The 23617-nt window shown below is 70.7% G+C and carries 22 protein-coding genes; 11 read left to right on the forward strand and 11 right to left on the reverse strand.

The window, feature by feature from the left end:
* Window positions 1-57 precede the first annotated feature (57 nt).
* Window positions 58-819 (forward strand): Mut7-C ubiquitin/RNAse domain-containing protein, encoded by a 762-nt coding sequence (locus KV557_RS11365; protein ID WP_218199710.1) that lies wholly within the window; start codon window positions 58-60, stop codon window positions 817-819.
* Between the two features lie 276 nt (window positions 820-1095).
* A complete protein-coding gene (locus tag KV557_RS11370) occupies window positions 1096-1395 on the forward strand; it encodes a cupin domain-containing protein (protein ID WP_218199711.1) in 300 nt (99 codons plus the stop codon).
* 127 nt (window positions 1396-1522) lie between these two features.
* Here KV557_RS11370 and KV557_RS11375 read toward each other — a convergent pair whose 3' ends face one another.
* Window positions 1523-1834: a recombinase family protein gene (locus tag KV557_RS11375; RefSeq protein WP_256177247.1), complete on the reverse strand. Its 312-nt coding sequence runs from the start codon at window positions 1832-1834 to the stop codon at window positions 1523-1525.
* A gap of 96 nt (window positions 1835-1930) precedes the next feature.
* On the opposite strand from KV557_RS11375, the gene KV557_RS11380 reads away from it, so the two are divergent.
* On the forward strand, window positions 1931-3328 hold the full coding sequence (locus KV557_RS11380) for a DUF4158 domain-containing protein (RefSeq protein ID WP_218199712.1): 1398 nt from the start codon (window positions 1931-1933) through the stop codon (window positions 3326-3328).
* A 57-nt stretch (window positions 3329-3385) separates the two neighbouring features.
* On the forward strand, window positions 3386-5146 hold the full coding sequence (locus KV557_RS11385; RefSeq protein WP_218199713.1) for a Tn3 family transposase: 1761 nt from the start codon (window positions 3386-3388) through the stop codon (window positions 5144-5146).
* A gap of 99 nt (window positions 5147-5245) precedes the next feature.
* Here KV557_RS11385 and KV557_RS11390 read toward each other — a convergent pair whose 3' ends face one another.
* On the reverse strand, window positions 5246-5863 hold the full coding sequence (locus tag KV557_RS11390; RefSeq protein ID WP_218199714.1) for an ABATE domain-containing protein: 618 nt from the start codon (window positions 5861-5863) through the stop codon (window positions 5246-5248).
* Between the two features lie 170 nt (window positions 5864-6033).
* On the opposite strand from KV557_RS11390, the gene KV557_RS11395 reads away from it, so the two are divergent.
* The 3 genes from KV557_RS11395 to KV557_RS11405 all read left to right on the forward strand — a co-directional run bounded on the left by KV557_RS11395 (window position 6034) and on the right by KV557_RS11405 (window position 8522).
* Window positions 6034-6774 carry a metallophosphoesterase gene (locus KV557_RS11395; RefSeq protein ID WP_218199715.1) on the forward strand — a complete coding sequence of 247 codons (741 nt, stop codon included), beginning with the start codon at window positions 6034-6036 and terminating at the stop codon, window positions 6772-6774.
* Between the two features lie 28 nt (window positions 6775-6802).
* Window positions 6803-7426, forward strand: a complete 624-nt coding sequence (locus KV557_RS11400) for a LysE family translocator (protein ID WP_218199716.1) — start codon at window positions 6803-6805, stop codon at window positions 7424-7426.
* Between the two features lie 334 nt (window positions 7427-7760).
* Window positions 7761-8522: a recombinase family protein gene (locus KV557_RS11405; protein WP_218199810.1), complete on the forward strand. Its 762-nt coding sequence runs from the start codon at window positions 7761-7763 to the stop codon at window positions 8520-8522.
* A gap of 44 nt (window positions 8523-8566) precedes the next feature.
* Here KV557_RS11405 and KV557_RS11410 read toward each other — a convergent pair whose 3' ends face one another.
* The 3 genes from KV557_RS11410 to KV557_RS11420 form a co-directional block, all read right to left on the reverse strand.
* On the reverse strand, window positions 8567-9169 hold the full coding sequence (locus tag KV557_RS11410; protein ID WP_308129853.1) for a recombinase family protein: 603 nt from the start codon (window positions 9167-9169) through the stop codon (window positions 8567-8569).
* A 237-nt stretch (window positions 9170-9406) separates the two neighbouring features.
* Window positions 9407-10474 carry a hypothetical protein gene (locus tag KV557_RS11415; RefSeq protein WP_218199717.1) on the reverse strand — a complete coding sequence of 356 codons (1068 nt, stop codon included), beginning with the start codon at window positions 10472-10474 and terminating at the stop codon, window positions 9407-9409.
* Window positions 10471-10818 (reverse strand): PadR family transcriptional regulator, encoded by a 348-nt coding sequence (locus tag KV557_RS11420; protein ID WP_218199718.1) that lies wholly within the window; start codon window positions 10816-10818, stop codon window positions 10471-10473. The genes KV557_RS11415 and KV557_RS11420 overlap by 4 nt, the downstream gene beginning before the upstream one ends.
* A gap of 245 nt (window positions 10819-11063) precedes the next feature.
* Here KV557_RS11420 and KV557_RS11425 point away from each other — a divergent pair, with 245 nt between their 5' ends.
* A complete protein-coding gene (locus KV557_RS11425) occupies window positions 11064-11576 on the forward strand; it encodes an RICIN domain-containing protein (protein ID WP_218199719.1) in 513 nt (170 codons plus the stop codon).
* Between the two features lie 189 nt (window positions 11577-11765).
* Here the strand turns inward: KV557_RS11425 and KV557_RS11430 are convergent, their stop codons facing one another.
* The 5 genes from KV557_RS11430 to KV557_RS11450 all read right to left on the reverse strand — a co-directional run bounded on the left by KV557_RS11430 (window position 11766) and on the right by KV557_RS11450 (window position 18601).
* Window positions 11766-14789: a Tn3 family transposase gene (locus KV557_RS11430; protein WP_218199720.1), complete on the reverse strand. Its 3024-nt coding sequence runs from the start codon at window positions 14787-14789 to the stop codon at window positions 11766-11768.
* Between the two features lie 149 nt (window positions 14790-14938).
* The gene (locus KV557_RS11435) at window positions 14939-15760 is read right to left on the reverse strand and encodes a hypothetical protein (protein ID WP_218199721.1); all 822 of its coding nucleotides are present in this window, start codon (window positions 15758-15760) and stop codon (window positions 14939-14941) included.
* 19 nt (window positions 15761-15779) lie between these two features.
* Window positions 15780-16661, reverse strand: coding sequence for a hypothetical protein (locus KV557_RS11440; protein WP_218199722.1), 882 nt, complete (start codon window positions 16659-16661; stop codon window positions 15780-15782).
* A 54-nt stretch (window positions 16662-16715) separates the two neighbouring features.
* Entirely contained in the window at window positions 16716-17939 is a 1224-nt protein-coding gene (locus KV557_RS11445) for a DUF2306 domain-containing protein (protein WP_218199723.1), read from the reverse strand.
* A gap of 143 nt (window positions 17940-18082) precedes the next feature.
* Window positions 18083-18601 (reverse strand): PadR family transcriptional regulator, encoded by a 519-nt coding sequence (locus KV557_RS11450; RefSeq protein ID WP_218199724.1) that lies wholly within the window; start codon window positions 18599-18601, stop codon window positions 18083-18085.
* A 301-nt stretch (window positions 18602-18902) separates the two neighbouring features.
* Here KV557_RS11450 and KV557_RS11455 point away from each other — a divergent pair, with 301 nt between their 5' ends.
* Window positions 18903-19997, forward strand: a complete 1095-nt coding sequence (locus tag KV557_RS11455) for a cytochrome P450 family protein (protein ID WP_218199811.1) — start codon at window positions 18903-18905, stop codon at window positions 19995-19997.
* A 93-nt stretch (window positions 19998-20090) separates the two neighbouring features.
* Entirely contained in the window at window positions 20091-21143 is a 1053-nt protein-coding gene (locus tag KV557_RS44040; protein ID WP_218199725.1) for a TerD family protein, read from the forward strand.
* 67 nt (window positions 21144-21210) lie between these two features.
* Here KV557_RS44040 and KV557_RS11465 read toward each other — a convergent pair whose 3' ends face one another.
* On the reverse strand, window positions 21211-21885 hold the full coding sequence (locus KV557_RS11465; protein WP_218199726.1) for a C39 family peptidase: 675 nt from the start codon (window positions 21883-21885) through the stop codon (window positions 21211-21213).
* A 152-nt stretch (window positions 21886-22037) separates the two neighbouring features.
* On the opposite strand from KV557_RS11465, the gene KV557_RS11470 reads away from it, so the two are divergent.
* Complete coding sequence (locus KV557_RS11470) at window positions 22038-23615, forward strand: phytoene desaturase family protein (RefSeq protein ID WP_308129854.1); 1578 nt, start codon at window positions 22038-22040, stop codon at window positions 23613-23615.
* Window positions 23616-23617: the final 2 nt, after the last annotated feature.

Raw genomic sequence — 23617 nt, forward strand, 5'->3', positions numbered from 1 at the left:
CCGGGCCCGTCCGGAAACCGGTGGCCGAGGCCCGCTGCACGCTGGCATGCTGGCCGCGTGGACAGACCGCAGATCTCGCTCGACTTCGCCCCTGAGCTGCACCTCTTCGTCGCCGGCCGCCGGCGGGAGGGGCGGTCCGAGCTGCGCACCGACGGCACCTCCACGCTCGGCCACATCGTCGAGTCCCTCGGCGTGCCGCTCACCGAGGTCGGCACCCTGCTCGTCGACGGCCGGCCGGTGCCCGACTCGCACGTGCCGGCCGACGCCGAACACGTCTCGGTCCAGGGCGTCGCCCGGCCGCAGCGCCCCGCGACAGCGACAGCGGCGGTGACACCGCTCCGCTTCCTGCTCGACGTCCACCTCGGCACCCTGGCCCGGCGCATGCGCCTCCTCGGCATCGACGCCGCGTACGAGAACCCGGACATCGGCGACGCCGCCCTCGCCGCCCGCTCCGCCGCCGAGGAACGCGTCCTCCTCTCCCGCGACCGCGGCCTCCTCCGCCGCCGCGAACTCTGGGCCGGCGCCTACATCTACAGCCACCGCCCCGCCGAGCAGCTCCGCGACGTCCTCTCCCGCTTCGCGCCGCCGCTGGCTCCGTGGAGCCGCTGCACCACCTGCAACGGCGCGTTGCGCACGGTGACGAAGACGTCGGTGCGGGAGCAGTTGCGGGACGGTACGGAGCGGTCGTACGACGCGTTCGCGCAGTGTGAGGAGTGCGGGCAGGCGTATTGGCGTGGGGCGCATCATGCGCGGTTGGACGCGATCGTGTCGGATGCGGTGCGGGAGTTCGGCGGGGCGCCGGTGGTGGCGGGGGGCTGAGGGCGGCCGGGAGCTGAGGGCGGCGCTGCCGGGCGGCTCGGGGAAAGGGCTCAGGGGAAAGGCAGGGGCACGGGGGCTGGCGGGGCTTCGGGCGGGCGTGGTCTGATCGGCGGTGGGGGGCGGGGCCGAGGTACTCCGTCATGTGCAGAGAGGCCGGGGCGGATGATCAATCAGCCATTTCAGACCGCAGACGTCGGTGACGCGCCCGTCGTGGTGGCGCCGGACGGGGCGACGGTGTTCCCGTTACCGGTGATGGACGGGCAGGGAAGTCTCGCGGTGTTCGAGCTCAAGCCCGGCGCCGTGACGCGTGCCGTGTCGCACGCCACCGTGCAGGAGCTCTGGTACGTCACCGAGGGCAGCGGGCAGCTGTGGCGGCGGCAGGGGGACCGCGAGGAGACGGTGCGGCTGGCGCCGGGGACGGCGGCGTCGATACCGCTGGGCGCGGCGTTCCAGTTCCGGGCGGACGAGGACGGTGACGGGCCGCTGCGGATCGTCGCCGTCACAATGCCGCCCTGGCCGGGGACGGACGCCGAGGCCCGGCCGGAGCAGGGGCCGTGGGAGGCGACCGTCCGATGACGGTTCGGTGCTGCCGACGGGGGGTCCCGGTAGTACTCGCCGAAATAACAACGAAGTAGGCGCTGACCTGGCCCGTTGTCGTGGAATTGGTTGGCTATGCGGCCATCGCCTAGTTCAGGGGCCCGGTTCATATCCTGGTGGCCTCGTCGTGTTCGCGCAGCATCCGCATGACGGTGGCCGCTGACGGGTGTTGGCCCTTCTTCTTGCCGGTGGTGATGACGAGCCGGGAAGCGATGTCGCGCAGGCTCATCTGCTGCTCGCGCAGGTGGAGGGCCATGGACAGCATGGCCTCGTCGGTGACATGCGCGCCGCCGATGGTCTTGCCGCGCCGGCGGGCGGATTCGTGGCCTTCGAGGGTGCGGTCGCGGATGTACTCGCGTTCCATGCCGGACAGCGCGGCCAGTAGGGGTATCGCCGAGGTGAGCCCAAAAGGGGCCATGGGATGATCTTGAATCCGTAAGGACCCGGCCCGTCACCCGTTCGGCTCAGTGTCGTTGGTGGTGATGTTGTTGTCGTCCGGGTCCTGGGGTGGGTTGTGACCTCGATCGAACGGACCGCGTATCCGCGGTTCAAGCGGCTGATCACCGCGCATGAGCTGTATCTGTTCTTCTCACCGACTCGTGATGAGCTGGAGTGGGCCGCCGATCGCACGGACAGCGATGAGCATCTGTTGGCCCTGCTGCTGACGCTGAAGTCGTATCAGCGCATGGGGTGCTTCCCGAAAGTGGAGGACATCCCGGAGGCGGTGGCGGAGTTCGTGCGGCGGGCGGTGGGGCTGCCGGAGGACACGCTGCCTGTGCATCGGGCGGCGAAGACCATGAAGAACCACCGGGGGCTGGTACGGCAGCGCGTTGGCGTGGTCTATGACCAGGCTCGGGCCCGGCGGATCGCCGGGGAGTCGATCCGCAAGGAGGCGGCGTCGAAGAACCGGCCTGCGGACCTGATCAACATCGCGCTGGAGAAGGTGGTGGAGGCCGGGCTGGAGTTGCCTGCGTTCTCCACCTTCGACGCGATGGCCTCGGCCATCCGCAAGGAGGTGAACGCCGCGATCTGCGGGGGCATCCACGACCGGATGAGCATGCCGGAGCGGGCGGGCCTGCTGCGGCTGCTGGAGGAGCGCGAGAGCGACGGCACGACGCTGTTCAACCGGCTCAAGAAGCCCGCCCAGGGACCAACCTGGTCACACTTCAAGAACCTGGCTAAGCGGCTGGAATGGGTGGACGGGCTCGGCGACACGGGCGTGTGGATGGACGACGTCGCGGCGGGAAAGATCACCGACTTCGCCGGTGAGGCGGACGCGGCCGACGTGGCGGAGCTGCGGGGCTACAAGCCCGTCAAGCGCCTCGCGCTGGTGGCGTGCCTGACGCACAAGGCGCGGATGCGGGTCCGCGACGACCTGGCGACGATGTTCTGCAAGCGCGTGGCGATGAAGATCAAGAAGGCCAAGGCGGAGCTGGAGGAGATCCGGCTGGCCGAGCGGGAGATCGTCGAGGCCCTGATCGGGAACTACCGCACCGTTCTCAAGAACATCGACGAGGGAGGACCCGCCCAGGCGGCGCTGGAGAAGGCCGCGGCCATGACCGCCGAGGTCCGGGCGGCCCTGGACGGCCTGGACGAGCAGGCGCCGGCCGACGAAGTCGCGCGGCGGCTGGAAGGCAGGGTCTCCCCGGCGGTCCTGGCCCTGGCCAGGGCCCAGGCGGTGCAGGCCGGCGGGCTCGGCGTGGTCACGAAGGCGGTGGAGGGTTTCGGCGGGTTCGCCAAGCAGTACGAGCAGATCGAGAAGGTCTCCGCCCACCACGGCAACTTCTGGGAGGTGCTGCTGTACGGGCAGATCGGCCGGGACCGGGCGGTGATGTTCGACCTGGCCGGGAAGCTGGAGTTCACCGCGACGTCGGAGGACGGGCGAGTGCTGGACGCGCTCGCGCACGCCTAGCGGCACCAGGCGGCGCGCGGTGAGTACATCAGCGCCCTGGGCGAGGACGGCCGCGCGGTGGACATCTCCTTCGCCACGCAGAACTGGCAGAAGGCCGTGGTCGACAAGACCCGTCCGGGGCAGTTCGTCCGCAAGCACTTCGAGGCGATGGTCTTCACCGCGCTCGCGGAGGAACTGCGCACCGGGGACGTGGCCGTGGTGGGCTCGGAGGAGTACGCGGACTGGTCGACGCAGCTGCTGGCCTGGGAGAGCGTCAAGGAGAAGCTGGCGTCCTACCTGGTGGAGGTCGGCCTGTGTGAGGAGAGCGAGGCAGGCGAGTTCGACGCCGCGTTCTTCCGGCGGCAGCTGGAGGACAAGCTGCGCAACGCCGCCGCGGCGGCGGACGCCAGCTACCCGGACAACGAGGGCCTGGTCATCGACACGGAGACGGGCATCCCGTCGCTCAAGGCGCACCGGGCGGAGGGGCAGCGGCCGTCTGCGAAGCGGCTGGAGGAGGAGATCAAGGCCAGGATGCCGGAGCGCTCCCTGATGGGGATTCTGGCCCGCACGGCGTACTGGGTGGAGTGGTGGCGCCGGTTCGGCCCGGCATCCGGCAACGAGCCCAAGCTCCAAGACCCCTTCGGCAGGTATGTGATCACCACGTTCGTCAAGGGCACCAACATGGGCCCGTACGAGGCCGCCCGCCACATCCCCGGCGTGAGCGGGTACGAGCTGGCGTACACGGCGAACCGGCACTTCTCCCTGGTGCTGCTGAACGAGGCGATCGCCGACCTGGTCAACGCGCACGCCCGCCTCGACATCTCCCAGGCGTGGGGCGATGGCACCGCGGTGGCCGCCGACGGCACCCACATGGACACCTACCTGGACAACCTGCTGGCCGAGACGAGCGTCAGGTACGGCAAGCCGGGCGGGATCGCCTACCATCACGTCTCGGACACCTACATCGCGCTGTTCACGCACTTCATCCCGTGCGGCGTGTGGGAGGCCGTCTACATCATCGAGGGCCTGCTGAAGAACACGTCCGAGGTGAAGCCGACCACCGTGCACGCCGATACCCAGGGCCAGTCCCAGCCGGTGTTCGCGCTCGCGCACCTGCTGGGCTTCGACCTGATGCCCCGGATCAGGAACTGGAAGGGCATGACCTTCTACCGGCCCAGCAAGACCACGGAGTACGTGCACATCGACGCCCTGTTCGGCGAGGCGGGCAAGAACGTCATCGACTTCGACCTGATCGAGTCGCAGTTCCGCCACCTGATGCGGGTGGCCGTCTCCGTACGCGAGGGCGCCATCTCTTCTTCCACGCTGCTCAAGCGCCTGCGCTCGGGTTCCAAGAAGAACGCCACCTACGCCGCCTTCCGCGAGGTCGGCCGGGTGATCCGTACCGTGCAGCTGCTGCGCTACCTCTCGGACGCGCCGCTGCGCCGGCGGGTGACCGCGGCGACGAACAAGGCGGAGTCGTTCAACCGGTTCTCCCAATGGATCGGGTTCGGCAACCGCGGTGTCATCGCCGACAACGACCCGGTCGAGCAGGAGAAGGCGATGAAATTCAACACGCTGCTCACGAACGCGGTCATTTTTCGCAATGCCCTGGACATCGCGGAGATCGTGCGGCAGCTGCTGGAGGAGGGATGGACGATCGAGCCGGAGGACCTGGCCCACATCTCGCCGTACCTGACCGAGCACATCAACCGGTTCGGCGAGTACTCCACGCACGAGCTCGGCATCCAGCCCGACGCGTACGACCCGAAGCTTGACGTCGACTTCACCCCGCTGCGCGAGCAGGACCTGACCGCCGCCGGCCTCGGCCAGGCCGCCTGATGCCGGGCGCAGCCGGAGCGAGCGGCGAGACGATGAACACCCCCGTGCCGACGGGCCGGTGCCTGTACCGGCGCGGTCACCAGGGCGACCTCAAGGCGGTTACGACGGAGCGGAACCGCCATCGGTTGCCGTGCGCTGACGCCTGTAGTGGCGTGCTGCGCGCGCACGGTTTCCGCATGACGGCTTGCACCACTCCTGCCGTCCGTGGCTCTTGACGAAGTAGCGTACGCAGCGGGGCGCGGTACAGGATCGCAACTGCGTGCGCTGTGGGCCGCTGAGAAAGTCGATGGCGGCTCGGGCAAGGGCCGCGACAAGCCGAACGTACGGATCGTTCTCCGCAGACAGCAGTCGGGTGGTAGGGACTCCTTCGACGGGCCAGTCCATCTGAGGGGCGACCAGTTCCCGCTCGGCAGCCGTGTTGAGGTGGGCCACCGCCTGGTCGGCAGTCATCAGGCGATGGGCGTCCGGCGGGCTGGGGGGAGCGGGACTGACCGCCCGGGCGAACAGAGCCCGGACTGCCTGCCGAAGCTCGATGATTGCGCGCCTGAGGTTTTCATCCGCGGCGAGTTCCCCCGCCGGAATGTGACCGGCCAGCAGATCTCCCTGCTCCTGGATCCAGTGCGTTGTTCCCTGGACCGTGGCGAGGTCATCGGCGACGCCGCCGTCTCCGTCGTGGCGAATCGTGCTCGCCAGTTCCAATGCCAGCCAGCGCTCCACAAGACATCCCCTTCCATCTCGGTGCCCGGTCGTCAACCACTTGATCACATCCCTGCACACACCCTAAGGTCCCTAACGGAAAAACGAAAACTTCCGTTAGGCGGAGTGGGTGGGGACACCTGCCCTGGCATAGGACGGCGGCTGAGCCCGCCGTTGGAGGAGACTGCGAAATGACGCTGCTTGCGCACATCAGCGACCTGCACCTGGACGGCAGCGAGAGGGCAACCCGACGCGCCACCCGCGTCATGGACTACTTGCGAGCCCTGCCCCACCCGGTTGACGCGCTCCTGGTCACCGGGGACATCGCCGATCACGGGGAGGAGGCCGAGTACGAGGAAGCAGCTCAGATCCTGACCGCCCCCTTCCCAGTGCTCACCTGCCCCGGGAACCATGACGCGCGACCGGCCTACCGCAAGGCCCTGCTCGGAGAGGCACCGGAACACGGCCCCATCAATCAGGCCCATCACATCGCCGGCATCACCATCCTGATGTGCGACTCCACCATCCCTGGCCGCGACGCGGGACGCCTCGACGCCCAAACACTCGCTTGGATCGACACCACCCTCACTGCCCGGACGCAGGACACCCCGGCACTGATCGCCTTCCACCAGCCGCCGGTCGAACTCCATCACCCCCTGCCCGACTCCTGCATGCTCGAAGAGCCCGGAGATCTGGCCGACTTGATCGACGCGCACCCGCAGGTCGCCGCCGTCCTCACGGGCCACGCCCACACCGCGGCCGCCTCGACCTTCGCCGCACGTCCGCTGATCGTCGGACCGGCCATCACCTGGACCCTGCGCATGCCCTGGGAAGGCGATCAGGCCGCGGACCGAGACCAGCCGCCCGGCCTCGCGTTCCACATCCTGGACGACGACCGACGCCTCACCACCCACTACCGCGTCGTGCTCTGATCCCCCGCTCGCACGATCCGGAGGCATCGTGGTCCATCCCTACGCCGTCGCCGGGTTCCTGGTGGCGGTCCTGCCCCTGATCGCCACCCCCGGAGCCAGCCTGGCCCTGCTGATCCAGCACGTCACCGATCGCGGCCGCGGTCAGGCTCTTCCCGTCATCCTCGGCACAGTCACCGGCCTGTACATCCACGCCACTCTCGCCATAGCCGGCCTGTCAGCCCTGGTCATGCACTCCAGCCTGGCCTTCACCGCCGTCAAGCTCATCGGTGCCGTCTACCTCATCGGCCTGGGCATATGGACATGGCGTTCCGCCACACCCAACGCGGCACCCACCCCCCACCGGCAACGCCCGCCGAAGCACGCTGAGTCCGTCTACGCCCAAGCGTTGCTCGCCAACGTCCTCAACCCGAAGGCGGCAGCCATCTACTTGACTCTGGTCCCCCAGTTCATCGCACCCCACCAGTCCTTCGGCGGCCAGATCCTGACATTGGCCACCGCCCACGCGCTGCTGATCGCGCTCTGGCTCGCCGCCTGGACCCTCCTTATCCGGCGCGCCTCACGCACCCTGCAGAAATCCCGCTTCAAGCGCACGGCCGCTAGGACCACATCAGTGGTACTCATCGCCCTCGGCATCCGGAGCGCCGCAACCTAGCACCTCCGGCCTGTCGTCAAACGATCGTTTGACGACAGGCCGCCCGGGTGTCCAATGAACCCGTGCAATCCGGGGGGTCGAGGCGGCGCGAATCCAATCAGATCCGATGGTGATTGCTGACAGGGTTTGACGACAGATAGGTCCAATCCTCCGCACGGAAGGGGGCCCTTGGTGGCGAACCTGGTCTACAAGCGGGTCTCGACCGACCAGCAGTCGACCTCCCGGCAGAACCTCGTCCTGGACGAGGCCGGCATCGAGGACCCGGTCGTCTTCGAGGAGGACCCGGGCACCTCCAGCCGCCTCCACCCCCCTCCAGCGCCCGAAGTTCCGCGAACTGCTCACCTACGCGCGACCGGGCGACACCGTCCACATCTCCGAGATGTTCCGTCTCGTACGCGGCACCGGACACATCCTGGACGTGCTCGACGTCCTCCACCGCGAGCAGGTGGCGCTGCGCATCCACGACGGCGCGTTCTCCGCGATGGACCTCACCGCCCGCCACCCGCGCACCGGCGAACTGCTCTCCACCGTGAAGTTCATGGTGCAGACCCTCGCCGCCGCCGGCGAACTCCAGCGCGACCTCCAGCGGGAACTCACATACGACGGACTGCGCGCCGCCGAGGCCAAGGGCAGCAAGGGCGGGCGCCGCCCCGCCGTGGCGGCCGCGAAGACCGAAACCATCCGCACCGCGTACCTGGAGGGTCGGTCCATCGCCGCCCTCGCGCGCGACCACGGTGTCAGCCGCGGCGCGATCCGCACCGCCGTCGCCGATCTCCTGCCCGAGCACACGGCCGGCGAGCGGGACGTCCCTGCCCCGGAACAGCCGGTCACCCTCGACATGCCGGGCAAGGTCGCCGACTTCCTCCGCTCGGCCGACCTGGAGCCCGCCGAGCGGGCCGCGCTTGACCAGGGGGCAACCGTTCGGCGCGGCCAGGGCTACACCCTGCGCGTGACCGCTGTCCCGGCCGTGCACCGCCAGCTCCTCGACCGCTGCCAGCCGCTCGACGGCGGCCAGGGCCTCCCGGCTGTTCCGGCCCAGCGCAAGGCCCGTCGCGAGTACGAGGACCGCGTCAACGCCCACGAAGCCCCGGCCTGACCCCGAGGCCGGGCTTCAAGATCATCCCGTGGCCCCTTTTGGGCTCACCTCGGCGGTACCCCCAGTACGGTGAACACCACCCCGGATGGGTCGTGCGAGCCCTTCAGCTCCCCGGTGAGGAACTCCAGGCCGACATCGCGGGCCTTGAGGTCCTCGGCGAGCGCGGCGAGTTCGATGCCGCGGCCGAGCCGCTTGTGCTCGTGGACGACGAGAGTGACGTGCACACCGGAGGCGCGCAGTTCGCCGGCGAGGGCGACGGCCGCGTCCAGTTCGGGCCGCTTGGTGGCGCGCGTGGAGATCTTCTCCGCGAAGATCCGGGTCGCCCCGGCCTCGGCTAGGGAGTCGAGCTGCGAGTCCAGGGACTGCCGCGCGGTCGATGCACGGGCGTATCCGAGGCGGACGTGCCCGGTTGGCTCGGCGCCCGCGTTCACTGGCCGCGGCAGCTCTACCCATGCCGAACCTGGCCTGCGTACGGCCGGGGTGGGCACGTTGAGTGCCTTGGCCAGCGAGGGCACGAGCCTGAAGCGGGCGGTGTGGTACTGGACGGCCACCTTGCCGCTGCCGGTACGGCACGGCGAGCCAGCCGGGGCGCCACAGGTGGACATCGGGCAGTCGTGTGATTCCACGCGCTTGAAGTCGTCGCTCACGCCCCCGACTGTTTCATGTGTATGTTTCAGTCGTCCAGTCGTTTGCAACGACTCATGAAACATGAAAAGCCCTGGCTGGCCACCGGCCGTGACGGTGTTTCACAGGCGACCACCTATGAAACACCCGCCATCACGCCGCAGACCGGGAGGCCGGAGGGTGATCCTGAAAGGCCGGGAGCCTCCGTGTGGCGGCTTTCGCGCCGGGTACCCGTCGACGACGCGCCGGGGCAGGGGTGTTCACGTTGTCTCGGGTGGGTCGGTGGGGAGGGAGCGGTGGAGGGCGTGACGGAGAGCTGCGAGAAGGGTGGCGGTGGCGAGGAAGGCGAGGACGACGCCGGCGTTGCGCAGGAGGAAGTAGGAGATCACCTGCGCCCAGAGGCCGGGCGGGGCGAGCAGGTAGTACGAGGCCGGGGGGAGCATGGCCGTCCAGGGCAGCACTGCCAGTGCGATGCCCGTGGCGCGCGGGCGGTCGGGCCGCCGGGCGCCGAGGTGGAGGAGCATGGCGAGGCTCATGACGGCGGCGGGCCAGGCGACGGTTACGTCGAGCAGGTTCACTTCGGTGCGCGAGAAGGGAGCGATGGTGGGGCTGAGATCCGGCCGGAACCAAAAGATGGCGAGCACGCTCATCGGGACCGCGAGGGCGAGGGCGGTGAGCACGGTCTCGCCGCGACCGTGTGGGGAGATGTCGACTGCGTCGGCCGGGGCGATCAGCAGCACCGTGCCGGGCAGGATCCCGAACGGCAGCAGTAGGTCGTAGGGGAGGACGTCGGCGAGCGGGTCATTGGGGGTGGTGAACGCCAGCATGGCGCCGATCCGTCCGAGGATTCCCAGCAGGACCAGCAGCCGGGCCGGCGTCCACCGGCCCAGGGAGGCGAAGATCAGGGCGAGGATCCAGGGGCCGGTTTGTGCCACGACCAGGGCGGTCCAGATGGCGGGGTGCCCCCACTGTTCTATCCGCCGGAGGGGGTCGGGCAGGATGAGTCCGACCAGCAGCTGGACCATGCTCAGGCCTGCCCCGCCGGCGAGGATGAACGGGGCGGCGCCGGCCGTGATCCGGCCGGCGGGGTCGGCGGAGCTGAGCCGGGTGCGCAGCCGCCCTGCGTGGGCGGCGAGCGCGGCCCACTCACGCAGGGCCGTACCTGGCCCTAAGTCCTGGACGGTCTCGGCGAAGACGGTGGCGATCTCCTCGCCGTACGTGGCACGGTACTTGGCCGGGTAGAGGCCGAGTAGCGGGAGCCTTGCTGCAAGGGGGAGGCGCGCGGGCGGTAAGAGGCTCTCGGGTGTGGTCAGGGGCGGGGCGGTCATGCCGTTCCTCCGTTCGGCTGGAGTCGGCTGAGCGCGAGGCGGCGTTCGGCCTCGGCCACCCCGGCGCGCAGGCGCTGCGTCTCCGCGGTAAGGACGTCTCGTCCCTGGTCGGTCAGGGCGAAGTACCGGCGCAGCTTTCCGGCGACGACCTCCTCGTGGTCGACCTGGATGAGTTCCTGTTGGAGGAGGCGGTCCAGGGCGGTGTAGAGGGTGCCGGTGAGCAGCTTGGTGCGGCCGCCGGAGATGGCCAGAACTTCCTGGATGATCGCGTAGCCATGTCTGGGGGCGTCAGCCAAGGCGGTGAGCACGAGCCGGGTCGGCTCCTGTAGATGACGGGCTGCCATAAGCCAATCTTACATTGACGATTGAGATACGTCGACGAGTTAGCTACGCTCCTGGCATGCCGCTCACGCCGGGCTTTCAACGGTGTGTCACCAGACGGTCGGCATAGTTGATCACATCCCGCCGGGCCCCACCCCGCGGGGCTGTTCCATGGCTATTGGCATGCGCATGCCCATTGAGTGGCCACTGATGGACCGTCAGGGGCCGTGTCAGCACGCACTCCCTCCCAGGAACTAAGGAGAAGATCATGCACTCTGCCACCAAGACCGCGCTTCGCGCCCTGGCCGCCCTGGCCTTCACAGCCTCGGTCGTCTCTGTGGCGCCGGCCGCCATGGCGGCGCCCGCGGACTCCAACGGAACCAACCAGATCCGCACCTTCGCGGGCAAGTGCCTGGACGTCTGGGGCGCCGGCGTCAACGACGGGGCCGGCATCGACCAGTGGACCTGCACGGGCGCCGTCAACCAGCAGTTCACGATCGCGCCGGCCAACAACGGCCAGGTCCAGATCCACACCTTCGCGGGCAAGTGCCTGGACGTCTGGGGCGCCGGCGTCAACGACGGGGCCGGCATCGACCAGTGGACCTGCACGGGCGCCGTCAACCAGCAGTTCACGATCGTGCCGGCCAACAACGGCCAGGTCCAGATCCACACCTTCGCGGGCAAGTGCCTGGACGTCTGGGGCGCCGGCGTCAACAACGGGGCCGGCATCGACCAGTACACCTGCACAGGCGCCCCCAACCAGCAGTTCACGATCGCCTGACACAGATCCCACGCCCCTCACGCGGCTCGCTCACCCCACCAGCGCCCCGGTCGCCGCCCACCTGCTGGGCAGCGACCGGGGCCCCTCGCGCGCTGGTTCGGGCGCCGGCGGCACTCGTTGACGGTACCCCGAGGACTGGCCACCGCTGAGCGGGCGAGCCCACGGTACGCGTCCCGGGGCCGGTCACTGCTACAGCCCGGCTCCGGGTTCGTCGGTGGCCACCGTCCGCAGCGGGCGGTGGCCCTCCTCGTCGAGCTGGGCGAGTTCGCGTTCGTAGTCGACGGTGATCGAGCCGTAGTAGTTCACCGCCGAGCTGCGGGCCGGGGAGATGTGCGCCAGCACCTCGGCGTCCACCTCACGGCCAGCACCGCGCAGCTCGCCCACCGCCAGGCCCATGTACTCGGTGTGCCAGCAGATCACGGCGTTCGTCACGACGGTCAGGCACCACGCCTGCTCGTTCTGCTGATCGGGCAGGCGCCGGGTGACCTTCCCCTCGCGGGCGTAATGAAGCTGGCGGCGCAGGGAGTGGAGGGACTCACCCTTGTTCAGCTGCCGGGCGATCTTGCGCCGGTATGCCTCGTCCGACAGGTACTTCGCCGCGTAGACCGTGCGACGAATGGCCCCGTACTCCTTGAGGGCCGCGGCGAGCGCGTTCTGCCGGGCGGACGCGGACAGCTTGCCGACGACCAGCGAGGCGGTGGCGTGCCCGTACTTGAGCGAGCCCGCGAGCCGCAGGAGATCGTCCCAGTGCGCGGCGACCAGGTCGAGATTGGCCTTCTTCGTCAGCAGCGGCCCGGCCTTCGGGAACCTCTCCTCGTAGTCGGCCTTGCCGCCCATCCGGTACAGGGTGATCTTGCCCAGGTCGCGGATGCGCGGCGAGAGCTGCTTGCCGACGAGGTCGAAGAGGCCGAAGTTGACCAGGGTGACGCCGTGCGTGTCCGTGGCGTGCTCGGTGATCGGCAGGTCGGTCGCGTTGCCCAGGATCTCGTCCAGCACGTAGTGCGCCTCGCGGTGCGTGGCCACGATGACCTTGGTGCCGAAGGTGGAGTGCTGGTCGGACACGTGCGTGTAGGTGGAGATGCCCTCGGCGACGAAGTACTTGTTCAGGTGCCGGGCGGTGATCGACTTGCCCCTCGTCGGGAACCGCTGCCCGTCCGAGGACGACAGCGTGCCGGAGCCGAACATGCCCGTCATCGGCAGCCTGTGGTGGTAGTTGACCAGGCAGATGTTCGCCTCGCGCAGCGTCTCCTCGCGGATGTACCACTCCGTGGTCCAGGCCAGCACGTCGTACGGGATGCCGCAGGACGCGGCCATCCCGTGGAGCCCGAGGTTCGTGGAGAGCCCGATCAGGCAGGCGATCAGGTTCCGCTTCAGCTGCGGCGAGCGGGTCTGCTTGCCGCCGGGGTGGGTGAAGCAGTCCAGGAAGCCGGTGTGCCGGTCCATCTCCACCAGCAGGGAGGCGATTGGCACATTGGGTAGCATCCGCTCCAGCTCGGCGTACAGCTCCTCGGCCTCGCTGGGAATGTCCTCCGCCGTCAGAGGAGAGATGACCAGCTCGCCCGCCTCGTTCAGGCGCACCGGCCCGTCGCCGCGCTTGAGAACCCCTTCCAGGTCGCCAAGAGCTGCATCCAGCTCGTCCATCACCAGCGCCAGGGCCTCGGAGGCGTCCGGGCTCTTGCCCACCAGGCGGCAGAACTCGGCGCGGTGCAGCTGCCACTGGGCGGGTTTGAACAGGTAGGCAGCCGGGTTGTCGTAGCGCCGCGATCCCGGCACATACACATCCCCCGAGCGCAGGCCGTCGCGCAGCGCGAGCAGCACGCACAGCTCCCAGTAGTGCCGGTACGCCGTCGCGTCGCCCTTCGCCGCGGCCTCGTCCAGGTAGCCCTGCCAGCGGGCAGGCACGAACAGCGTCGGCGCCGTGTCGGGGACGTTGCGGGCGCCGGTCGCGTTCAGCTCCCGCAGGATCCCGACGGCCTCGATCAGCGGCTTCGCCTCGGTACCGCCGGCGAACCGCACCGCTTCGAGGACCTTGGGCGCGAACTGGCGGATGTAGGTGTAGGAGCCCTCCAGCAGCCGCAGGTGCCCGTGATCGCGCGGCAGCCGCGCGGTGGCCCAGGCGTACGCGGTCCGCAGCCGAGACATGCCGATCTTGCCGCGCAGCAACGTCCCGACCGCCTCGTCCGGGATCCCCGCATCCGCGAGCACCGGCAGGATCTCCTCCAGCAGCGCGAGCCGGTCCTCCGACAACTTGGCGCGCTCGGCAAGCTCGTCGCGCAGCTTGATCCTCGCCCGCGACTCCGAACCCGACAGCGTCTGGTCGAACAGCTGCACCACGGAATCCAGGACGTCGACCGCGGACTGCGCCAACAGCGTCAACAGGATCGGATGACGCCGGTTCGGCTCCCTGCGCACCAGGGCCTGCGCCGTCAGACGGCGGCCGATCTGGGCCAGGTAGCGGCGGCGCTCGGCGGGCAGCGCGGACAGATCCAGGACGTCGGCACCGAGCCCCCGCAGGAACAGCAGCTTCTCGACCTCGTCCTTCACGCTGTTCGGTGACGCCTGCACCGGCCCGGTCACCATCCAGTGCAACCTGGTCGAGCGCATCTTCGGCTCGACCACCAGCAGCGAATCCAGCCCCCGGCAGGTCTCGTCGCTCAGCAGGTCGGCCACCCGCGCGTAGGTCTCCGCCTCGGCCGCCTGCCGGGCGCCAGCGACCTTCTCCAGCAGCGTGACCACACCAGGCCGGATCACCTGCACCGAACGCAGGTACTCACAGCCCAACCGGAACAACAGCGACGGCGAGTCGTGCTCCATCGCCCGCGCGAGCAGGAACTCCTCCAGCTCCTTGTGCTCCAGCGCCTTCGCCGGCCGCCAGCCCAGATACCTCGCGACCTGCCGCAGATGGTCCGTACGCGTCTGCTCCCGCGACGCCCCGTAGCCGCGCAGCACCTCGGCCGGCAACCCGAGTTGCCGGGCCACACGGCCCACCGCCGCCGGCGGAGCCGCGGTCACTTCATCCGGGACGAACCCCAGCCACGGCAACGTGCACAGCTGTACGGCGGCACCCAGGACCGTCTGCGGACGCAGGAACTTCCGCAGGAACGCCTCATCGGCCGGCGTGAGGGTGAAGAAGCGGATCAGCTCGTCCTTGCCGATCGGCGGGAACGACCGCAGAGCCTCAAGTTCCTCATCGGAGAACACCTTCGTGGTCATCTGCCGCCCCTCCGTCGCCGGACCACTCGTTCAGCCCAACGAGGCAGCCGACTCCACGGCAACGGGCCAGGTCAGCGCCTACTTCGTTGTTCTTTCGGCGAGTACTACCGTGACCCCGACGGCGCCGAAGCCGTTGGCAGCACCGGCCGTTACTGCGGCGGGTGGAGGGCGAGGGCCCAGGTGTGGGTCGTGTACGTGCTCATGCGGGTGGGGTGGCGCTCGGAGATGGTGACACTCAGGCCGTCGGGGGTGCGGTGCAGAGTGCTGATGTGGCGGTGGAGCTCGTCGACGGGGATGGGGCGGAGCTCGGCGAGCACCGTGTCGTCGAGGTCGCGGCCGACGGCGCGCAGGACGCCGGCGTCCAGGACCACGATGGTGCCGTCGGGGAGGACGAGCGGGCGCGGGACCTGGGAGTCGGTGAGCAGCAGGGGGCTTCGTTCGATCACGCCGCCGGGGAGGAGACGGACGACGCGGCTCTCGGTGGGCCCGTTCCGGTCGCACTCGACCACGCGCAGGCCGGTGCCGACGACGTAGTGGCCGTAGCTGCGCCAGGTGTCGGTGAGCGTGCCGTCGCGGTCGTACTGCCAGGTGGCGAAGGTGCCGTAGCCCTCCAGCCCGAGGACGAACCGGCCGCCGCCGAGCGCAGCGCCGCGCGCGCCCCGGAGTTCGGCTGTCAGGGTGCCGTCGGCCAGGTCGAGCAGGTATGCGGGCCCGAGGTGGCCCCAGGCGTGGTAGTCGAGCGAGTCGGTGGTGACGAGGACGCGCCCGGAGGAGATGTGGGCGGCGTTGGGGCTGCCCGGGACGGGGTGCGTCCAGCGGGTCCGGCCGGCGGTGTCGGCGCAGGTGATCTCGCCGGCGCGGCCGCTGATGACCAGGTCGTCGCGCCGGGCGAACGGCTCCTTGGGGCGGTCCCGCAGCTGGGCACAGCGCTTGCTGCGGTGGTCGATTACGGTCGCGCGCCAATTCCCCATGCCGTGATGGTAGGGCCCGTCAGGCCGCCACCGGTCGGCGGGTCCACAGCCAGTGGCCGACCGCGCCGGTCGACAGCAGTCCGACCAGCAGCGCGATCAGCGAAAGTGTCGCCCCGGACGACCAGTTGATGTCCGAGGCGCGCCCCGCCAACAGGACGGCGGCGGCCACGGCGACCCCCGGGACGGCGATCAGGGCGGGCCGCAGCCGGGCGAGGTCGTCCTCGACGAGGGCGCCGAGCACGCCGACCCCGAGCGAGAGACCCCACACGCCGAGACCCTGCGCGTCGGCGCGGCCGACCGTCCACGGGACGAACCCGCCCCAGAACCCGGGGAAGAGCACCAGGCCCGCGCCCAGGCCGAGCCAGCCGGAGCCGAGCACCGCGAGCAGCGGCTTCGACCAGGCGGGCAGCGGCGCGACCCGCGTCAGGGGCGTGGTCAACGGCCGCCGGTACTGCACCGCGAGGCACAGGACCGAGCCGGCGGCCAGCGCGCCGAGGACGGCGACCCAGCCCATGCTGAACATCACCAGGACGATCGAACCGCCCGTCGCGACGTGTAGTTCGCGGCCGTCGGCCAGGCTCACCGCGAACAGGCCGACGAGCACGACGGCGGTCGGCAGCACGAGGGTGCGCACCTCCTCCCAGACCCGCGCCCGGCCGATCGTGAGCAGCCCCGGGGAGACGCCGAGCATCGCGGCGCCGATCAGCCCGGGGCTGAGCGCCTCCGGCGAGTGCCAGGCGCCAACGGCGTGTCCGGTCAGCCCGGCCACGGCCAGCAGCGCGCCCGTCAGGATGCTCACCAGCGCGACGATGGCGGCCAGCGTGGTGATCGCGGGTGCCAGTTCCCGGCCGCCGAGCCCGGTGTGCGGTGTGCTGCCGACGTGCGTTTCCTGCGTGGTCATGCGCGGTTTCCTCCTGGCCAGTTGAAAGGCAGAGCGGGACAGCCGACTTGATGGCTAGAGCGTCACGGCCGACGACGGCAGCCCGGACGCCACACGCCGCTGCCGCTTCTCCGACTCGCGCGCGTACAGCACCCGCAGGCTCACCACCGCGGTCGCGGCGAACGCGAGCATCCCGCAGCCGATCCCGACGCCCGCGATGAGCGCGGTCCGCCCGTCCAGCCGCATCCCGTGCTCGAAGGCCGGCGCCGCGACGGCCGAGAACGCGGGCGCCAGGCTCAGGAACGCCAGGTGCAGCCGCCACTCCTCGCGGGCCCAGCCCGTGGTCCGTCGCTGCCGCACCACGATGACGGCGTACGTCAGCAGGAACGGGATGAGGTACGCGAGCAGCATCCGCCAGCCCTCCGAGCCCCAGCCCGCGAACGACCGGGCGAGCCACACCAGCCCTGCCGCACCGACGAGTTGGGACGCGATCAGCACGGCCGGCGGGCACCACGTGCCGGCCACCCCGCGGACCGTCGTGCGCCGGTCGAGCGCCCGCGAGGCGAGCAGCGCGCCGAAGGTCACCACCGAGCCGAGGTGCATGAGGGCCACCCGGTTGATCTCGGTGACCGGCTCGTCGGGCAGCACCAGCGGCAGCACGCCCCATTCGAGGCGCAGCAGCGGCGCGGTCATCAGGTAGCCGTAGCAGAGCAGCAGCCAGCGCTGGTGCAGGTCGGGGAAGCCGGTGAGGGCGGCGAGGATGCCGAAGGTCGTGCTCAGCACTGTGCCGACCAGGATGGTCGCGAGGACGACCCAGAACGCGGGCCCGCTGAACGCGTCGGCCGGCGCGGTGCGGGCCAGGTAGACGGCGGCGCCCGCCATGGACGCGTACACCGTGACGGCGAAGACGATCCCGAGGGCGCGGTGCAGCCGGATCCGCCGCCGGACCGCCGACCACAGCTGGAGCGGCCCGAGCAGCATCAGCGCGCCGCCGAGCACGGTGTGCACGAGGAGCGGGCCGAGGCTGTGCCGGTACGGCCCGAGCCGGGTGGCGAGCGCGTCGGCCACGTAGGACGGCGACACCGTGTGGGAGAGCAGCCACTGTCCGGGGGCCGGGGCGCCCGGGCTGGCGTAGGACCAGAGTTCGGTCATCGCGATCGGCGCGTAGCCGACGCAGAGCACCGTCACCGCGATGGCGGCGGCCCGGCCCCAGTGCAGGCTGCGCAGGTTCCGTGGGTTGGGCAGGTTCCGTGGGTTGGGCAGGTTCCGTGGGTTCCGCTCGTTCCCCAGACGCCGCATCGCGACCCTCCCGCCGCCTCGCCGATAGTCCGGTCCCGATTGTCCGGTCTCGATAGTCCAGATCCGATGGTCCAGAAAGGACTATGGGGAACGTAGGGGTGTTCGGCACCGCGGTCAATGGGTCCGGCACGGAAACGGTGCGACTACTGTTCCCCCCGCTCCTGGACCCATTGCCAGAAATCCACCATCATCCGCTCATACCGGATGCCGAACTCCAGCGCTTCGCGCTCACCCCGGGTCATCAGCTCGCCGACTTCCTCCGCCAGCTGCTCGTACTCGCCGAGCGTGCGGCCGTGCTCGGTGACCTGCGCGGGGGCGAGGATCCGCGGGCTGCCGCCGAACCACAGCTTGAGGATGTTCCGCTCCCGGGCCTCGACCGGCTCGAAGCCCGGATCGGCCAGCCACTCGGCCAGCGCGGCCCGGCCCTCGTCGGTCAGCCGCATCAGGCGCCGGTTCCGCCCGCCCTCCTGCCGGGCCTCGGAGAGCAGGCCGCCCTTGAGCAGCCGGTCGCACTGGGCGTACACCTGCGCGTGCGGCACCGACCAGAACGGCGCGACCGTGCGGGCCGCCTCCACCTTGACGTCGTACGGGCTGGCCTCGCCCAGCTTCTCGATGATGCCGAGGACGAGGAACGAGGGGGTGGTCAACCGGGCTTCAGGCATGCCGCGACGGTATCGCGCGCTCCGGCCGGTGCGCCCCGGTGCGCCCCGGTGCGTGACGGACCCCGAGGGAGGCCGCCTACGCGGAGATCGCCGCGTCCCGGGCCCGCGCGGCGGGGACGAGGTAGGCGGATTCGGCGTGAGGAGCGGTCGGGGGCCGCCCAGGTGCTGACACCCTGCCAGAGCGCCTCGCGGCTGCCCGTAAGGTGATCATGTGAAGTCCGAAGACCTGACCGTGAAGGCCCTGATCGCCGACCCCTACGCGGGCTACGCCGCCCTGCGCGCCACCACCCCCGTCCACCGGATGACCGGACCCGACGGACTCCCCGTCTGGCTGGTCACCCGCTACGCGGACGTGCGCCAGGCCCTCGCTGACCCTCGCCTGTCCCTCGACAAGGCCCATGCCACGCCCGGCAACTACCTGGGCTTCAAGCTGCCGCCCGCGCTCGACGCCAACCTGCTCAACATGGACCCGCCGGACCACACCCGCATCCGCCGGCTGGTCTCCCAGGCCTTCACCCCGCGCCGGATCGCCGCCCTGCGCGGCCCGATCGAGCAGGTCGCCGAGAAGCTGCTCGACGCGATGGCCCCGCTCGGCCGCGCCGACCTGCTCGCCGCCTACGCCGGACCGCTGCCCATCACCGTCATCTGCGACCTGCTCGGCGTCCCCGAGGGCGACCGGCACGACTTCCGCGCCTGGACGGACACCCTCATCACGCCGGACCCGAACCATCCGGAGGAAGCCAAGGCCGCCGTCGGTGCGATGCTCAGGTTCTTCACCGGCCTCATCGCGCGCAAGCGCACCGAACCCGCCGACGACCTGCTCTCCGACCTGATCGCCGTCCGCGACGAAGGGGACCGGCTCAGCGAGGACGAACTCACCTCGCTCGCCTTCCTGATCCTCTTCGCCGGCTACGAGAACACCGTCCACCTCATCGCCAACGCCGTCCTCGCCCTGCTCACCCACCCCGAGCAGCTCGCCGCCGCGCGCGCCGAACCGGAGCTGATCGCGGGCGCCTTCGAGGAGTTCGCCCGCTTCGACGGCCCCGCCCCGCTGTCCATCCGCCGCTTCCCGCGCGAGGACGTCACCATCGGCGGCGTCACCGTCCCGGCCGGCGAGACCGTCCTGCTCGCGATCGCCTCCGCCAACCGCGACCCCGACCAGTTCACCGACCCGGACCGGCTCGACCTGCGCCGCCGCGAGAACGGCCACCTCTCCCTCGGCCACGGCATCCACTACTGCCTCGGCGCGCCGCTCGCCCGGATGGAGACCGAACTCGCCCTGACCGCCCTGCTGCGTCGCTTCCCCGACCTCGCCCTCGACGTGCCCGTCGAGCAGCTCCGGCACCGCCCGGCCCTGCGGGCTCGTGGCCTGCTGGAACTTCCGGTCCGGTACTGATCCGCCCCTGATCCGCGCCGCGGGAACCGGCGCCGGCTCCACAGCGTTGTCGTCGTCGAACAGCGGAAAACGCAGGGGTGTGGAGGAAGCGCCATGGGTGTGGGCCTGACGAAGGGCGGCAACGTCTCCCTGGGGAAGCAGGCCCCCGGGCTGCGGGTCGTGCAGGTGGGCCTCGGCTGGACGGCGGGTGCCGGGTACGACCTGGACGCCAGCGCGCTGCTGTGCGGCCGGTCCGGGAAAGTCATCTCGGACCGGCACTTCGTCTTCTTCAACAACCTGCAGAGTCCGGACGGTTCCGTCCGCCACCACGGCAACCACGGTGGCGACGGGGCCGGCGGGGGCGACGTCGAGCGGATCGACGTCCGGCTCGCGGACGTCCCCGCCGAGGTCGAGCGGATCGTGTTCGCGGTCGCCATCTACGACGCCGCGCAGCGGTCCCAGACCTTCGGTCAGGTCCGCGGCGCGTACATCCGCCTCACCGACCCGGACGGCGGCGAGGTGGCGCGGTACGACGTGGCGCCCGAGGCCGGGAGCGAGACGGCGATGGTGTTCGGCGAGCTCTACCGGCACGGCGCGGACTGGAAGTTCCGCGCCGTGGGGCAGGGCTACGCGGCCGGGCTGGCGGGCGTCGCCACCGACTTCGGCGTCGAAGGCCTCCAGTCCGCGCCTGCGCCCGCTCCGGCTCCGGCTCCGGCTTCGGTATCGGCGCCCGTGGTCGCCGATGCCCCCGCTGCTCCCACGACCCGGCAAGAACCAGGGAGTTCTCCAGTGACGTGCTTCTTCGACCCCTCGCACGGCGTCGGCTCGACCGCGGTGCTGTGGTCGCCGCAGTGGGGCGTGCCGCGCCAGATCCAGGCGTGCGTCGCCTGCGCCCAGCGGGTGCAGACCACCCCGCCGCCGTTCTACTCCCCGCAGCAGGGCTATCCGCAGCCGGTCCAGCAGCGTTACCCGCAGCAGGGTTACCCGCAGGTCCCCGGCCAGGGCCAGCCCGCGCAGGGCGGTCGCCGCTACGGCACCGGCGCCCTGCTCGGCGCGGGCGCGGCGGGCCTGGTCGGCGGCGCGCTCCTCAACGAGGCGCTGAGCGACGACGAGCCCGAGGTGGTCATCAACAACTACTACGAGGGCGACGACGACGACTTCTTCTAAGCCGGCCTTCTGAGCCCGCCGCTTCTGCTGGGCCCGCCGCCTCACCGGGGCCGGATGGCCGGGGACGTCAGCTGATGACGACCGCCATCCGGCCGTAGGTGGCGTATCCGTTGTCGAAGTCCTTCGCCGAGACCGTCGTACGGCCGCGCGCGGGATCGTTGACCGACACCGTGCCGTCGCCGAAGCCGGTGACGACGACCGCGTGCTCCGCGGGCCCCGCGTACAGGACTCTCTTCCCGTCGTAGGCGGTGTACGTGGTCGACGCCAGGTGGCGCCACAGGTAGTCCACCCAGACGATCGCCGGGTGGCCGGCCGCCAGGTGGTCCTTCAGGTTCTGGGTCGAGATGCCCGAGCCCGACCGGACCACGGTGAGTCCGAAGTCGCGGGCGGCCTTTGCCACCGGCGGGTAGTACACGCCGAAGCCGGTGCCGTCCACTTCCGAGCCGTCCGGGTCGCCGACGAAAGCCGCGTACGGGTCCCCGGACAGCGAGCCGGAATGTCCGAACTGGTAGTGCACCCGGTCGACGCCGATCCGGTCCAGGACGGCCTGGTCGTCCACCTTCACACCGCGCGCGGCGAGGACCATCCGTAGCGCGGCGGCCTCGCAGTCGTTGTTCAGCTGCTGGTGGTAGTAGGGAATCGTGCGAGCCTCGCTGCCCAGGGCCGGGCCTGTGCCCACGGCCAGAGCCGCGCTCGTCAGAGCGGCAAGCCAGGCCGCCCGGGTCTTCGATGCAATCGTCATGGCCATGACGCTACGAAGAGCGGATGCACTGCGCAGCCGGTGCGCGGCGAACAGGTGACGGAGCGTCCGGCCTGTCCGAGGTGTACCCAAGCGGCCGGGATCGTCCTATCGGAGGTGTACCCCGGCAGCCGGGACTGCCGTACCGTGACGGCGTGAACACGAACGCGTCCTCCCGGTACGACGCCGTGATCGTCGGCGGCGGGCACAACGGCCTGGTGGCGGCGGCGTACCTCGCGCGGGCCGGGCGGCGGGTGGTGGTGCTCGAACGGCTGCCGCAGGTGGGCGGAGCGGCGGTGTCGGCCCGGGCGTTCCCGGGGGTCGACGCCCGCCTGTCGCGGTACTCCTACCTGGTGAGCCTGTTGCCGCGGAAGGTGGTGCGGGAGCTGGGGCTGCGGCTGGAACTCCGGCGGCGCCGGATCGCCTCGTACTCGCCCGCCGAGCGGGACGGCAAGCCGGTCGGGCTGCTGGTGGACGCGGCGGATCCCGGCCGGACCCGGGAGTCGTTCCGGGCGCTGACCGGCACCGACCGGGAGTGGGAGGCCTGGCGCCGCTTCTACGGGACGACCGGCCAGGTGGCCCGGCGGGTGTTCCCGACGCTCACCGAGCCGCTGCCCTCGCGCGCCGAGCTGCGCCGGCGGGTCGGGGACGACGCCGCCTGGGAGACGCTCTTCGAACGGCCGCTGGGCGAGACGATCGAACGGACCTTCGCCGACGACCTCGTGCGCGGAGTGGTGCTGACGGACGGGCTGATCGGCACCTTGACCCACGCCCACGACCCCTCACTGCTGCAGAACCGCTGCTTCCTGTACCACGTGATCGGCAACGGCACGGGCGACTGGGATGTCCCGGTCGGCGGGATGGGCGCGGTGACGGACGCGCTGGCCGAGGCGGCGCTCGCGGCCGGCGCGGAGCTCCGGACCGGCTGCGAGGTCACCGCCATCGCCACCGACGGCCTCGGCGACGCCGAGGTGACGTACCGTCACGAGGGCGGGGAGTCGGTGGCGGTGGGCCGCAAGGCGCTGGTGAACGCCGCTCCGGCGACCCTGGCCCGGCTGCTCGGAGAGGAGCCCGGTCCCGCGCCGGAGGGCTCGCAGCTGAAGGTCAACATGGTGCTGCGCCGGCTGCCGAGGCTCCGGGACGCCGCCGTGGATCCGCGTGATGCCTTCGCGGGGACGTTCCACATCGCCGAGGGCTACCGGCAGTTGGAGACGGCCCACGCCGAGGCGGACGCGGGCCGGCTGCCCTCGGCGCCGCCGTCGGAGATCTACTGTCACACACTCACCGACACCTCGATCCTGGGACCGGGCGCGCTCCGCCGTGGCCTCCACACGCTGACCCTGTTCGGACTGCACATGCCCGCGCGGCTGTTCGCGGACCCGTCCGCCAAGGAGCGTGCGCTGGCCGCGAGTTTGGCGCAGCTCGACGAGGTGCTGGCCGAGCCGATCGCCGACTGTCTGGCCACGGACGCCGACGGGCGGCCCTGTGTGGAGGCCAAGTCGCCACTCGACCTGGAGCGGGAGGTCGGCCTGCCGGGCGGTCACATCTTCCATCAGGACCTCTCGTTCCCCTTCGCGGATGGGGACGTCGGCGGCGGCGCCGCCCGCTGGGGTGTGGCGACGGGGTACCCGAACGTCCTGCTGTGCGGTGCGGGCGCGATCCGTGGCGGCGGCGTCAGCGGCATCCCCGGGCACAACGCGGCGCATGCCGTCCTGGAGGACCTGACCCGGTAGCA

This window comes from Kitasatospora aureofaciens, assembly GCF_019192735.1.
Classification (GTDB): domain Bacteria; phylum Actinomycetota; class Actinomycetes; order Streptomycetales; family Streptomycetaceae; genus Kitasatospora; species Kitasatospora aureofaciens_A.